At 56.0% G+C, this 14,723-nt stretch carries 11 protein-coding genes; 1 reads left to right on the top strand and 10 read right to left on the bottom strand.

Annotation, left to right across the window (positions count from 1 at the left end):
• Positions 1 to 544 precede the first annotated feature (544 nt).
• From MKMG_RS08045 to MKMG_RS08005, 9 genes are all read right to left on the bottom strand, one after another.
• The gene (locus MKMG_RS08045; protein WP_165077161.1) at positions 545 to 1,783 is read right to left on the bottom strand and encodes a CPBP family intramembrane glutamic endopeptidase; all 1,239 of its coding nucleotides are present in this window, start codon (positions 1,781 to 1,783) and stop codon (positions 545 to 547) included.
• Positions 1,780 to 2,043, bottom strand: coding sequence for a hypothetical protein (locus MKMG_RS08040; protein ID WP_165077159.1), 264 nt, complete (start codon positions 2,041 to 2,043; stop codon positions 1,780 to 1,782). The genes MKMG_RS08045 and MKMG_RS08040 overlap by 4 nt, the downstream gene beginning before the upstream one ends.
• A gap of 610 nt (positions 2,044 to 2,653) precedes the next feature.
• Positions 2,654 to 4,471, bottom strand: a complete 1,818-nt coding sequence (locus tag MKMG_RS08035; RefSeq protein WP_165077157.1) for a hypothetical protein — start codon at positions 4,469 to 4,471, stop codon at positions 2,654 to 2,656.
• A 2,756-nt stretch (positions 4,472 to 7,227) separates the two neighbouring features.
• Positions 7,228 to 8,076, bottom strand: coding sequence for a thiamine phosphate synthase (locus MKMG_RS08030; RefSeq protein WP_371415204.1), 849 nt, complete (start codon positions 8,074 to 8,076; stop codon positions 7,228 to 7,230).
• Complete coding sequence (gene thiM / locus MKMG_RS08025) at positions 8,066 to 8,890, bottom strand: hydroxyethylthiazole kinase (RefSeq protein WP_165077156.1); 825 nt, start codon at positions 8,888 to 8,890, stop codon at positions 8,066 to 8,068. Before thiM ends, MKMG_RS08030 begins: the two co-directional genes overlap by 11 nt.
• Before the next feature lie 71 nt (positions 8,891 to 8,961).
• Positions 8,962 to 9,366: a Fe-S cluster assembly scaffold protein NifU gene (nifU, locus tag MKMG_RS08020; protein WP_165077154.1), complete on the bottom strand. Its 405-nt coding sequence runs from the start codon at positions 9,364 to 9,366 to the stop codon at positions 8,962 to 8,964.
• On the bottom strand, positions 9,348 to 10,568 hold the full coding sequence (gene nifS, locus MKMG_RS08015; RefSeq protein WP_165077152.1) for a cysteine desulfurase NifS: 1,221 nt from the start codon (positions 10,566 to 10,568) through the stop codon (positions 9,348 to 9,350). The genes nifU and nifS overlap by 19 nt, the downstream gene beginning before the upstream one ends.
• Before the next feature lie 107 nt (positions 10,569 to 10,675).
• On the bottom strand, positions 10,676 to 11,755 hold the full coding sequence (gene cofH, locus MKMG_RS08010) for a 5-amino-6-(D-ribitylamino)uracil--L-tyrosine 4-hydroxyphenyl transferase CofH (protein ID WP_371415203.1): 1,080 nt from the start codon (positions 11,753 to 11,755) through the stop codon (positions 10,676 to 10,678).
• A gap of 87 nt (positions 11,756 to 11,842) precedes the next feature.
• Complete coding sequence (locus MKMG_RS08005; RefSeq protein ID WP_254059131.1) at positions 11,843 to 12,583, bottom strand: S26 family signal peptidase; 741 nt, start codon at positions 12,581 to 12,583, stop codon at positions 11,843 to 11,845.
• A 92-nt stretch (positions 12,584 to 12,675) separates the two neighbouring features.
• Here MKMG_RS08005 and MKMG_RS08000 point away from each other — a divergent pair, with 92 nt between their 5' ends.
• The gene (locus tag MKMG_RS08000) at positions 12,676 to 14,088 is read left to right on the top strand and encodes a DNA-directed DNA polymerase II small subunit (RefSeq protein WP_165077149.1); all 1,413 of its coding nucleotides are present in this window, start codon (positions 12,676 to 12,678) and stop codon (positions 14,086 to 14,088) included.
• Positions 14,089 to 14,104: 16 nt separating this feature from the next.
• Here the strand turns inward: MKMG_RS08000 and MKMG_RS07995 are convergent.
• A partial coding sequence (locus tag MKMG_RS07995; RefSeq protein ID WP_216842890.1) for a sensor histidine kinase KdpD occupies positions 14,105 to 14,723 on the bottom strand: 619 nt, incomplete at its 5' end.

Genomic DNA, 14,723 nt, shown 5'->3' with positions numbered 1-14,723 from the left:
ACGACGGAGGGAAGCAGGGATCATTTTTCCCTGTATTGTTGTCTGCGGCGCAAACAAAGGCAGTTGTGCCCCGTTTGTCCCAGACAATCGACCTAACTAAGTGGTAACTTCAACGATATAAATACTCGCATTTCATTCTGCAAAACACTCCCTGAAACCCCTGAAACTGTGCCAGACGACACTACCCCTGACCATACCAACACCCATCGGAGGCAGGAAACACGTCAGAATGAAAACTCAGCCACCAACGCAGAGAGGCAAATGGCGCAGACAGGCAAAACGCGCAGAGCCCATATGGGGCGCATTTCGCAAAATAATCCCCAAAATCATCCGGTTCCATGACCCACAGAGTCTGGAGCAACCCCATGCCGCAGAAAAAACCCCATAAGTCACCTGTCGTTTCCAAAGTAACCGAACCAGGGCAGTCACCCCATCCCTGACAAAACCAGAGCACGCACATACACAAAAAAAACAGGAACAGAAAGGGGACCGCCCTCCTGCCACAGAAGAATCCAACCCGGACAATTCCACTGCAAAGAGATGCTCAGATGCCCAGCCCGAAGATCAGCGAGTAGAAGAGGATCAGGTCATAGACCGTATGCGTAACCGCACTGACCGTGGTGCAGTAGTATCTCCTGATGAGGGCGAAGATGATGCCTGCCAGAAATACGGAGAGCACCCCGTCCCAGTTGTACTGGAAGGCATGCAATGCGGCAAAGAGAAGCGAGGGGATGAGTATACCAAACCGCGGCTGCAGCACCCCGCGTATACTCAGCTCCTCGCCAAAGCCTGCGGCAATCGAGGCGACGAGGGCACCCACCGGCGTGAGCATCGGGGCAAAGAGGAGTTCCACGGCATCCGTGTCGGTCATCTGCCAGCCAAAGAACTGCCAGACAATGGTGATGCCTGCCTCCACCACAGTAAAAACGCCCACAAGAAGAATGCCAAGGCCAATGGCAATCCCGACTTCCTGTAGTGTCGGCCGGACAAGGCCGAGGCGTTTAAGTGTTTCTGGAATGTTTCGCGTGATAAAGAGACCCACCACCAGAAACGAAGCTCCCATAGTCCAGAGCAGATTGTAGATATCATCCTTCATGCTCTCCATGAAGATCTCCCCGCCAGTCCCTGTCTCCAGAAATACCGGTGAGAGCAGGACAGGCTCTCCCAGAACCAGCAGAGGCACGAGGGGCATCAGTGTCAGGGCAGTGACGGCGACGAGGGCGACCATGTGGACGAAGGAGTCCGGGTCAAGCGGTACATAGCGGGACAGAAAACCGCGGAACCGGCGTGAGAACCCAACAAAGGATATGCCTGCCGAGAGCAGGACGAGCAGCACTACCTCTGCGATACGAAGGGCATCGTCAGTTGAGAGAGAGTCATCCAGATCAAATTCCGCCGAAGAATCAACCAGAGAACCGGACGGGGAGACGTCCATATCCATCGCCTCAGGCGGCAGCATCGAAAGAACGGAGATACCCGTCACGCCAAGCCCCACACACCCGACAAGCACCAGCAGGAAGATGATGGCAGGGATCTTCAGCCCGGGATAGGTCTGAGAGAGATGTGCAGACATGGCAAGCAGCACAAACAAAAAGACCTGCAGTCCCGCAAGGACAAAGTAGCCCACATCCCCGGAGAGGTCTCCGACAACAGCATACCCGGCAAGGCAGGCAAAGATGCCGAAGACGAGGAGTATGGCTTTTTTGTTCTGGAGAGGAGGAACGGAAACGGATGATGGCATCTCTTCTGAAGAGAGAGGTGCATTACTGTCGTCCCGGTTCATAGTAATGTCCCGAATGTATTCCGGAAGTAGTGATAACAGTATGGTTCCGTTACTTTTTCCAACGCACTCTGCATCCGGATTATTTCGTGGACGTACTTTATAATCCCCCATATACCTCCCGGATATCTCCGGTTCTGCACATACCGGAGTATCTGTATAATACTGAAGAGTATGGGCATTACCCGTTCATTCAGATCATAACCCCGGACAATTCGTCTTCCGGCTGACGGGAGTCGGATGTGCTGTTTGATTATCTTCATTTTGGCCGACATTCCGGCATTTGGGACTAAATAATGGACAAATAGTCACCACAGCGATCCATCGTCCCGGAAAAACGCGTCCACACAGACGGTCGGAGCAGGCCGTTCTCAACCGGAGACAGCCCATACATCCTCTCGGAATACTCCACCCGTTAAACCCCCTTATTAATCCATAATCCACGGTATTTTCCGCAGATAAAAGGCATTACAGACGTATTTTTTCGACGGGAAAATCGAACCAAAAATACGTCCGCCCTGCGCCCGGTTTCGTAAAAAACGGGATGGCCTGAGTGACCCTTCTGCACGCCGGGGGACACCGGACCGGAGAGGGCGTCCCATCTGATTTCTGTGCACCAGAGCCACCCCGGACACTATCCTGGCACCGGGCAGTGCACGGTTATAAAGGGCAATTCTTACATGAATTCTGCATCGGGGCAGATTTCGATGATTTACTGTTAACCAGGCACTTTCACGCGGATCACATATACATACATACACACATACCAGAAACCGGATTGCGGTATGTTCCTGAATATGGGTGCCCACTTCAGGAATACTCCCTATATCTATCTATATTATTATCTCTATAATCCAGAAACGTGTCATTCTGTCAGTCTTTTGTCCGTGCACTTTTGCCCAGATTCTGGTGCCCGGCGGGTGCATTAGTGCCCGGTTCCTCTGTCCGGTCTTCCCGGCATGGCAGGGTATCGGGTTCCAGCCAGACATCCGACAGTGCTGTCCACTTCCGGTAGCAGCTTTGATCAAAGGAGAAGTAGTGTTCCCGCCGCCGGAACTCTGACCCACAGGCAGCCTCTGCCTTCGTCGCATCGATCGGCTCTACCGCCGGGCATGTGTCAAGCATACCGGGGTAGGTCGTCCTGCCGTTGGTATAGCCGTGGAGCAGCCAGTAGGTCTGGTGATACGAGAGGCCGAGGAGTGCCTGAAGCTGCCGGATGGTGAAGACTTCCATACCCGCCCGGGCGATGGAGGCCAGGGCGCCCATCCCGGTTCGGGTTGTCTCCTGCACCACGGGATCACCGTTGATGGCGGAAAAGATCCGCCGGGCACAGGCAAAGTCTTCCGGGGTGGCGATGATCGACCCTGATCTGTTCTCCTCCCGCTGGAGGAAGTTGAGGGCGGCGTGGCACTTGATGAGATCAAGGAACATCGGCAGTTTGCGCCGGTCCGGGGTGGAGGGGAAGTGGATGCGGGGGGCGAAAGGAATCGCCACCCAGGGGAGACTGCTCCTGAGGCATTCCCAGATCGCCCGGCAGACAAACACGTCCGGGTCGTCACCGGCACCCATCATGGCTGCATCAGCTGCTTTCAGATGGTCAAAGACGGCTTGATCCTGTTCACCGGATTCATCAACCGGGACGATGAGCAGCCGGTTCATGATCGGGTCGGTGCCGCCGGTCTTCATCCGGGAAAGCCACCAGACACAGCGTTCCGGGATGGTGCAGACTCTCAGCTGCCGGTTGCGGGTGAGCTTGCAGAGCTCTGCGGGTTCCTGGAAGTTGTCGGTGGCAGACTTCAGGAGCGACCGCATATCGTCCGGGAGGGTGGTGCCGTCGAAGAGCAGCACCGTACCCGGCTGCATATCCCCGGAGAATTCGAGGGAATTTTTTGAGACCGGGCCCTTCATCCGATGTGCAGCCGGGAGCAGGCGGAGCATGGCGTTGCAGGCGTGGGTCCTGCCCATGCCGGATTTGCCGGAGATGGCAACGTGCAGGCCCCGGGCGTTCTCCACGGACGAGGATACCGCCGAGAGGATCAGGCATTCAGCGACGAACCGGTCGCCGACATGGTTACGCTGGAATACATCGATGAGGAAGGCGACCGGATCTCCTGATTCGAGGAGGGTAATGGCCCGCTGCCGGTGTTCCGGCAGAATGGACGGATCACCGGCAGCGGGTTTTGCCGGAGGTGTGCGAGCAGGTTTCGGGGGAGTCTTCCGCCGGGTTGTGGCGCCCTCCTCCGGTTCGAATGGTGCCCGGAGTTCCTGCCGGCACTGTGTCCCGCCGCCGAGAGCACCGATCGGAGCGACTGTGGTGTCTATTGGTTCAGCCACTGACTGTTCACTGGCGGTTCTCTTCGAAACACTGCTGGCGCATGGTTTTGTGATGGGGCTGCCATCTATTGGTTTTGTGTCTGTGGTATGCTGTGTTTCTGCGGGTTGTTGTGTTTCTGCGGGCTGCATATCCGCACCTCCCCGTCTGGTATAATCAGCCGGTTCTTCAGCCAGCCCTTTCCTTCTGCTCTGTCCTTCTGCAATACGATTATTTTCTTCTGCAATACGATTCTCCCGGACAGGCGCCTGCAGCTGGTCAGGGACGGTATTCAGACCTGTTCCGGTTTTTGATCCGGTTTTGATTCCGGGTTTGGTTTTTGTTTCGTTTTTCATATCTGTTTCTTTGATCTCGTTCATGGAGAGCATCTCCTGTGCACGAAATGCTGTGCACAGGGAAAGAGAGGGGGGCCCGGTATATAAAGAAGAAGCGTGGAGGGCGAAAGAGAACGGGGGTCTGAATAGTTTTCTAAGTTGACGGAGGAATCCGTGATATCTGTTCCAAAATCTAAAATCCAAAATCTAAAATCCAAAATCCAAAATCTAAGAATACGGAATAGTCTGCGTAGCATAGCGTTCGCTCTCTTCACACAGGGATTGAGAGAAAGGTGCATCCCCACGTGTGTGGGGAACTTGAACAAATGATAGAAACGACTGTAATGGGAACTGGTTCATCCCCACACCTGTGGGGAACTCGTCTCAATTGTTGTTTGTAGTTCATCAATATATAAGGCGCATCCCCACGCCTGTGGGGAACTCGAATAGCACGATTATGTCAGATTCACAGGTGAAGGTTCATCCCCACGCCTGTGGGGAACTCTCGAAATTTATTCTTAGGGGTGGGGCTGAATAAGGTTCATCCCCACGCCTGTGGGGAACTCCGCTGGAAATAGATTTTTTAATATCCCGAAAAAGGTTCATCCCCACGCCTGTGGGGAACTCGATCTCGCATGAACTGTCGTGCACTTTCTGCTAGGTTCATCCCCACGCCTGTGGGGAACTCATCCGTAAGACCGGAATTCCGAACCCGGTTTAAGGTTCATCCCCACGCCTGTGGGGAACTCCGGGCCAAAACCGGGCACGATGACCAGATTATTGGTTCATCCCCACGCCTGTGGGGAACTCTGCAGGTATTGGCGGCGGCGGCTTCTTGCCATAAGGTTCATCCCCACGCCTGTGGGGAACTCCAACTATCTTGATAGACATGAGTGGCCAGCCTAGGTTCATCCCCACGCCTGTGGGGAACTCACCTGAGTACCTGCAGGTAGGGCACTTGTATGCCGGTTCATCCCCACGCCTGTGGGGAACTCGGGATCTCCTTGCCGCAGGACTGGCAGGTGTTCGGTTCATCCCCACGCCTGTGGGGAACTCGAGAGTGCAAGGACGGTCCCCGCTGCCCCAAGCAGGTTCATCCCCACGCCTGTGGGGAACTCCCAGATCCTCCCTCCTCTGTCTTCGTGGGCATAGGTTCATCCCCACGCCTGTGGGGAACTCTATCCACACGATACCAGGAACTGGGAGTTTACTGGTTCATCCCCACGCCTGTGGGGAACTCATCTGAGGGGAACTGCTCGTCAAGCCCGGCCGAGGTTCATCCCCACGCCTGTGGGGAACTCGCTACGGTATAAAAGCGCAGCGAAACCCGTTTAGGTTCATCCCCACGCCTGTGGGGAACTCCTCAATGATCTGGGTGCGGTGGTGCTCATGCCAGGTTCATCCCCACGCCTGTGGGGAACTCAGGGCGCCGGTTTACCAGGAGAAACACGCCGGAGGTTCATCCCCACGCCTGTGGGGAACTCGCCGGAGCCTTGAATCGTGGTTTAATGCATGGAGGTTCATCCCCACGCTTGTGGGGAACTCTACGCATAGGTATGTGTTTGTATCCGACCAATAGGTTCATCCCCACGCTTGTGGGGAACTCCTAAAATCGGAAATGAAGGGTGATATGGAGTTAGGTTCATCCCCACGCTTGTGGGGAACTCTACGGCGGAGTAACGTCTATTATTCATGGGTTTGGTTCATCCCCACGCTTGTGGGGAACTCACCTGACCAGCGCCGATCTGTGTTGCCACACTAGGTTCATCCCCACGCTTGTGGGGAACTCTCTGTAATGCGCCGTTACGTATGCTTCGTTGATGGTTCATCCCCACGCTTGTGGGGAACTCGTCAAGCAGACCAACGCCCTTTGTCCTCATCGAGGTTCATCCCCACGCTTGTGGGGAACTCTCTCTAACTTATATACAATGAATGAATTTAGTAGTTATTTGGCATATAAGTATCGGGTAGTATTACAAAAACTGCAATCTATTATTATTTTGTGTGAATTATTTTTAAAAAACAATTACTGCCTCCAACTACCAACTAACATTCTGAGATTGAATATTGAGATCGTCAGCAGATAATTTTCAGGATTATCTACTTACAGCAATCATTGAGAAATGATTGTTCTCATTCAACCATTCTCGTTAGTGCAGATAATTGTTATTGATATTCATTCATTCATTCATTTATTCATTCATATATTCATTCATATATTCATTCATATCTTCATTACAGCAAATCAATCAAAAAAAGGCCTTGTAAACAGACCTTGTAAAAAGGCTCTGTAGAAATGCTGCGAAGCAAAAGAAGACGTGCGTACATGTGCAAACCGGTCGGATGCATGTCGGAAACAAGGACTCCTGCCTCACCCTCTTTTGTATCACCCTTTGGTTACCCTCATTGAACCCTTATTTTGGGGAATCGGGGGGCAAAACGGACGTATTTTCGTTCTTTATTTTCTCCCGGAAAAATACGACTGCAATGCCTTTTGTTTGCTAAAAATACGGCTTATTGCGGACTATTAAGCGGTCGCTATTGTCGGATATTTTGGGAGGACGTATTGGTTGTCTCCGGTTGAGAACTGTCCACTCCGGGCTTCTGTGTGGACACGTTTTTCCGGGGCACAGGCCCTTTTGGGGGTTATTTAAGCGTTGCCCAACCAGTAAGCCAGCAAAGAATGAGCGGAATCACCATTCTGCCGGGCATGGATCATATGTTCCTCTTTTATGTGATCTCTGTCTTCTCAGAAAATTACCACAATGCCCAAAAAAGAAGATCACTGAGAAACGGCACCACTACCGCCTACGCACCTCACCAATCAGCCCCATCATCCCCCTCGCCGCAGCCGTCACATCATCCTGCCCGACGACAGCAGATATGACCGCCGCCGAGTCAGCACCGGCCCGGAACACGTCCTGCACATTCGCAGGTCCAATGCCGCCAATTCCAACGAGCGGCACGGCGGGGAGTGCATCACGAATTTCCTGCAGGAGCACGAGGCCGCGGGCCGCCCCGGCATCCGCCTTCGAGTTTGTGGAGAAGACCGGGCCGAGGGCGACATAATCCGCTCCCTCCTCCACCGCCCGGCAGGCTTCTTCTACTGACCCGACCGACACACCGATGATGAATCCATCGCGTCTGCCTGCACATGTACCGGCACATCCAACCTCATACCCATCGGCACATGCATACACATCTGTATATCTGCCTGCACGTCCGGCTGCCTCTGCGGCCGCACGGGCTGCCGGGACCGAGCCGTCACCCTGGCCCAGGTGCACCCCGTCTGCACCGGACGCGATGGCGATATCGAGAGAATCGTTCACCACAAAGAGGGCGTCAGAGCAGGCAAGGGCGTTGCGGACAGCGACTGCCTCCCTGAGGAGGGCCGCCGGCGCCAGCTGTTTGTCCCGCAGCTGGATGATGCCTGCCCCGCCTGCCGCAGCAGCAGCGGCAATCGCTGCATGGGACCGATCCCTGCCAATCACCGTATCGGTGACGACATAGAGTGCCGGGATGGTTGTCAGTTCCGGCAGGTTGGTCGGTTCAGATAAATTCATGTGTGCAGCCACATTCCTCCACTCCGGCATCTTTATCGGTTCCTGTATTTTCGTTGGTTCAGGCATCTTCGTCTGCTCAGGCCGCATCCGCGTCCCTCGCGTCAGTCTCTTTCACGTCGGCATGGGCCGCGAGGTCCTCTTCCGTCAGGTTCGCCATCTCGTCAAAAAGGGCAGTCCGGAACGAGTACGGGCCGCGGGCGAGAGCGGCCGCCCGTTCACCCGCACGGCTGAAGGCAGCACAGGCGGCAGCACACGAGACCACCAGATCTGTCCCCGCCGCCGCAAAGACACCCACCACCGATGCCGTCATGCACCCGGTTCCCGAAAGGCGGCCCATCAGGGGGTTGCCGTTTCCTACGACAAGCGTCCGTTCGCCGTCCGATATATAGTCCTCAGAACCCGTCATCACCACAACCGTGCCATACTTCCGGGCACAGGCGGCAGTCACCGCTGCCGGGTCACCCAAAAGGCCCGCCGAGTCCACGCCACGGACCTCCCCACCGGCACCGGAAAGCACACCAATCTCACCGGCATTGCCCTTCAGGACCGCAATATCCAGTTCAGAGAGCAGGCGTTCACAGGCTTCAGTCCGCATCGCCGTTGCCCCTGCCCCGACCGGGTCAAGGACAACCGGTATACCACGGGCGTTGGCCGCCCGCCCTGCAATGAGCATCGCATCCACCTGGGCAGAAGAGAGCGTCCCGATATTGAGCACCACAGCGCCTGCCATTCCTGCCATATCACCGGCCTCCTCCGGTGCTGCCGCCATCACCGGCGCCCCGCCGGCGCATAGCGTGATATTGGCACAGTCATTGATGGTCACGGTATTCGTGATATGGTGCACCAGCGGGTGGCAGGAGCGCACCGCCATAAGGGCATCTGCTATGTTACGAGAATCCATTGGTATTCACCAAACGTAGTTATACTATTGGTCTCCGGACGTAAGAATGGTTTTCACACCGGCAAAAAAGTTCAGTGAGTGTGGGAACCGGTCTCTTCCCACGCCTCAAGCCCGTGCTTTGTACGATAGTCATTAATCGCTGTGTGAATCGCCTCTTCGGCAAGCACAGAACAGTGCAGTTTCTGGGGCGGCAGACCCTCCAGTGCCTCTGCCACCGCCTTATTGGAGAGCTCCCAGGCCTCTGCAAGCGTCCTGCCTTTGATCAGCTCGGTCGCCATGCTCGATGACGCCACGGCAGCCCCGCACCCGAAGGTCTGGAACTTTACGTCGGTGATGACGTCAGCCTCCACCTTCAGGTATATCTTCATAATATCCCCGCACTGGGCATTGCCGACCTCGCCTGTGCCGTCAGCAGCCTCGATTGCACCCTGATTTCTCGGGTGCTCAAAGTGATCCATCACCTTCTCGTTATACATATCTTATCTCCTCCTATTGACTGACTCCTCAGCTCCGGCGGCGTCAGAGGCGACATGTCCCGCAGCCGCTGCACGACTTCTTTCACCGCAGCGATCACATAGTCCACGTCTGCTTCAGTCGTCTCCTCGCCCAGAGTCAGGCGCAGCGAACCGTGCACCACCTCATGCGGCAGACCGCAGGCCATCAGCACATGGGACGGGTCCAGCGATCTGGAACTGCAGGCACTGCCGGTGGACGCCGCAATCCCGTAACGGTTGAGTAAGAGCAGTATAGACTCCCCCTCGATAAACTCAAAGACCACATTCACATTGTTCGGCAGACGTTTATCCGGGTGGCCGTTCAGGTAGGTGTGTGGAATCGCAAGCAGTCCCGCCGTCAGCCGGTCACGCAGGGCGGTGAGCCGCTCTGCATTCTCTGCCATATCGGCAACCGCAAGAGACACAGCCAGCCCCAGCCCGACAATACCCGGCACATTCTCTGTGCCCGCACGCCGGCCCCGCTCCTGTGCACCGCCGTGCATCAGGGGATCAAGCCGCACCCCCGGTCCGATATAGAGAGCCCCTGTCCCCTTCGGGCCGTGGAACTTGTGGCCTGATAACGACAACAGGTCGATATTCAGCTCACCCACATCGACCGGTATATGCCCCACCGCCTGCACCGCATCGGTGTGGAAGAGGACGCCGTGCTTCTTTGCAATGGCGCCAATCTCTGCCACAGGCTGGATGGTGCCGACCTCATTATTCGCCATCATCACCGTGATGAGAATCGTCTCAGGGGTGATTGCCGCCTCCACATCCGCGGGGTTGACCATACCGAAGCGGTCCACCGGGAGATACGTCACCGAGAAGCCCTGCTTCTCGAGCCACTCACAGGTATGGGAGATGGCGTGGTGCTCGACAACAGATGTGATGATGTGGCTGCCCTTCTCCTTCTTTGCAAAGGCCACACCCTTTAATGCCCAGTTGTCCGACTCCGTACCGCCGCTCGTGAAATATACCTGCTTCGGTTCTGCGCCTATGGCAGCCGCCACCCGTTCGCGTGCCTCTTCCAGCGCCTCCCGTGATGCCTTTGCCAGATCATAGAGAGAGGAGGGGTTGCCAAAATGTCCCGTCATATAAGGGAGCATCGCCTCTGCCACCTCAGGCCGGGTCGCAGTCGTTGCCGCATGGTCCATGTAGACCAGTCGCTTGTCAGTATTCATATCATATTTCCTCCCGGGCCAAATATGCAGACGGAATTTTCCACTGAGGCACAATAAACATATGCCACCTTTTGCCCGGAAAAAAAGGGCAGAACCGCCGAAATAGTTCAGTCAAAGAGTTCGTAGATGGTCGTTCGCCTTCTCAGCACCCGGCCGAGGTCGTCGGTGATACGTTTCATGCCAGCCGGATCAAAGTAATCGGCCGCAGAAGCACCGGCCTCCGCCGAGACCTCATCGGTGAACATCGTCCCGCCGAAGTCATTGCCGCCTGCCATGAGGCCCAGCGAGGCCATCCGGTCACCGGTCTTGCCCCACGAGATCTGGATATTGGGGATATTATCAAAGAAGAGCCGGGAGACCGCAAAGAGGAGGATATCCTCCCGCCCGATAGACCCACCCGTCACAAGCCCTGCCTTTTGCAGCGGTGTGTTCTCGTGGATGAACGGCAAAGGGATGAACTCCGTAAACCCGCCGGTCTCATCCTGTATGTCCCGTATCACACCGAGGTGTTCGGCCCGGTCGTCTGCGGTGTCAAGCGATCCGTACATGATCGTCGCGGTGGACTTCAGCCCCATCTCATGGGCCTCTTTGATGATACGGGCCCATTCAGCGGTGAGAACCTTGTTTGGGCAGATATTCCGCCGCACAGAATCCACGAGGATCTCGGCGCCTGTGCCCTGCATCGTCCCGAGACCTGCATCCCGAACCATCGCAAACACCTCGGCGGTCGTTATTCTGCTCTTTTTTGCCGCCCAGGTCACCTCATCCGGGCTCATCGTGTGGATGTCAGCCTCCGGGAGAATTTCATGGGCAATGCCGATCATCTCCGCATACCGTTCGGCGCTGAAGTCCGGGTGCACCCCGGATAAAAAGCAGAGCTCAGTCACATCGCGTGCCTTCGCAAGAGTGACCTGTGCCCGGATGCCTTCATTCCCCACATCATAGGCGTCCGGCGCCCCGGGAGGCCTCCCGAACGCACAGAACCGGCAGAGATTCCGGCATATATTGGTGATATGAATATTCTGATTGCGCACATAGGTGACCGCATCACCCACGGTCTGTTCACGGAGGACATCTGCTGCCGCAGCAATCTCCCATACATCAGACCCGCGTGCCTTCAGAAGGCCTGCTGCCTCAGCAGGAGTGAGCCGGTGCCCTTCAAGGACATCTTCCAGAAGCTCTTTCATATGGATCATTTCCCCTGATGTGGTGTGAACGCAGAGCTACAAAAGAGTTGTGAATGGCCCCCGTAAACAGGGGCCCGATCAAAGCGTTCAGCGTTTTTTGCCGGATTTTTCAGCGGTATTTTTGGAAGAACCCGTTTTTTTCCCGGAAGGTGCTGCATTTGCCATCTTTTTACCACCCCCGGCGTTCGCCTCGCGTCTCCGGGAATACCACTCCCAGACGATGAGAATGGCGATGACAACCACTGCAAACTCGACGATATGCAGGGGCAGATACCCGACAAGCGGTATGGCAAAGAGCGCCTTGCCGACGATCCACTCCTTTTTCACCGGCTGAATGGCACCGATGCCCTGATAGTAGGCATCCTGGTCGATGGTCGGATTATTGTCCCCCTTGGTGATGTAGCCGGCCTCAGTGGCATTATCATACCAGGCCACCGCCCGGTGGATGATGGGGTGCACCGACGTGTCGCCGTTGGGTTTGTAGATGATCACATCCCCATACACCTGTCTACCCTGCAGGTCAGGGAACGCGGCAAATTTCGCATACCCGGTCTCCTGCCCTTCTGCCCAGGAGGTGAGGGGACCATACCGGTCTGCTGCGGCCACAAAGACGAGGTCACCCACATTCATATTCGGGATCATGCTCCCTGACTCCACCGCAACGACGGCCGGCCAGGTACCGGAGAATAAAAAGAGGAGGAGTGCAACCCCGCCGACGACTCCTGCCACCCAGAGAATATCGCGGACAATGCCCGTCTTCGGGTCTTCGCTCTTCAAAAACCGCTGCACCCGGGTAACCACCCCGGGGCTCCGGCGCTGTTCCTTCATAATACAGTACCATACCCTTCAGAACATATGAAAGCTGGGGCAGACCAGCCGCTTCGTATGGGTTTTTACCGCCTGAACCCCAACCTGTTCGTATGCAGCGTCCACAGGAGATCGTGCTCGGGTTTCTGGACCGCGGGCTGCAGGTACACCCCGATGTGGTCTCATATATCGCCGAACAGGATGACCTCTCGCTTATCCCTGTGATCATCGATGCTGTGCCCCCGCATGCGACCGTCGTCACGACCGAACATATACCCGGCTTTACCCGGGAACGGGACGGGATGCGGTTTCTCACCGAAGCACCCGTTGATGTCATACACGGAGCGGGCTCTTATGAGAATAACGGTGTGAACTACACCGACTTTATCCACTACTTCAGGGACCGCTACAACCGCCTCTCCACCATACTGCGGACCCACAAGGCCTATGCCGGTGCCATGCCCATCGGCGGGATTGCCAAAAACAGCCGCTACTACAATATGGACATCGTCCTCATCGGCATGGTGATGGATGTCAGGAATACGAAAAACGGGCACAGGATGGCGATGCTGGAGGATCCGACCGGCATGATCAATGTCCTCTTCAATAAAAGCCATGAGCACTTCGCAGAAGCAGAACGTATCATCCCGGACGAGGTCATCGCGGTCACCGGCCAGCTCTCCAGTGACGGCAGCCTCTTCTTTGCAAACTCTCTCGCACGCCCTGACATCCCTGTGAACCACGCTCCCTTCCTGAGTGAAACACCCGGAAAGGCCGCATTCATATCCGATGTGCACGTCGGCTCAGACACCTTCCTCGGAGAGGCATGGGAGAAGTTCACGGCATGGCTGCACGAGCAGCCGGATATCGGCTACCTCCTCATCGCAGGGGATGTGGTGGACGGCATCGGCATATACCCCGACCAGGATAAGGAACTCACCATCCCGAATATCTACGGCCAGTATGAAGCATTCGCTGAAATGCTCAGGAGACTCCCGTCACACCTCCGGATCGTGGTCTCGCCCGGCAACCACGATGCGGTACGGGGTGCTGAACCCCAGCCCATCCTGCCCTCGCAGTTCTGTCAGCACCTCCCTGAAAATGTGGTTCTGGTGGAGAACCCGGCGGTCGTGAAACTCCAGGGGGTATCGGTGCTGATGTATCACGGCCGGTCCTTTGACGACATGATCGGCCTCATCCCCGGTGCCTCCTATAACCGGCCGGACGAGGTGATGGTTGAGATGCTCAAACGCCGCCACCTCACCTGCACATACGGGGAACGCACACCCATATACGCCTCCCGTGAGGACCGGCTCATCATCGACCCGATACCCGAGATCTTTCATACCGGCCACGTGCATATATCGGGCATCACGAAATACCGCGGGGTGCTTGCAATCAATGCCGGCACCTGGCAGTCACAGACCGCATTCCAGAAACAGATGAACCTCCAGCCGACACCGGGCCGTGCCATCATCGTTGATCTCCAGACCCTGGAACCGGAAGTGATTGACTTCCAGGCATAAGACCACAAAAAAGGAGTCAGACGGAGTCTCCTCTCCGGCGGATATGGTGTCCGGGAATGACCAGCCGAAAGACGGCACCTGTTCCACAGGTCCCGCACTCTGTGATGGATATCCCCGTAATCCCGAGCATCTCACGGGAGAGAAAGAGGCCAAGACCGGTATTTGTCCCATATCCACGGCCAAAGATCCTTTCTTTCTTCTCAGGAGGTACACCACTGCCGTCATCGGATATGGTGAGCACCCCGCCTTCCTCAGTCTCTGCAAGGGCAATCGTCACCCGGTTCGCCCCGTCAGCATGGCGCTGCACATTCTCCAGCAGGTTATAGACCACCTTCTCAAACATCGGGTCTGCAAAGACCTCAGTCTCCCCGCAGGCAAGGCTGACCGGCACCCCCATACCATTGAGCAGGACCTCTACATTGCGCACCACGGTTGCCAGACTCTGCCACCGGGGCGGCTCCATACCGAGAGCATCGTAGTCGCTGGTAAACAATATCAGCCGTCCGACGGTGTGGGCCGCGGCATTCGCCATATCCCGGTAATGATCAGCCTTATCGGGAGTCAGCGGCGCCATCCCGGTATCCCCCCGCAGCAGTTCGTCGCACATCAGAATAACCGAGACCTGGTTTAGATCG

Origin of the sequence: Methanogenium sp. MK-MG (assembly GCF_009914725.1) — an archaeon.
GTDB lineage: Archaea > Halobacteriota > Methanomicrobia > Methanomicrobiales > Methanomicrobiaceae > Methanogenium.
This window is presented reverse-complemented; position numbering and strand designations above follow the sequence as displayed.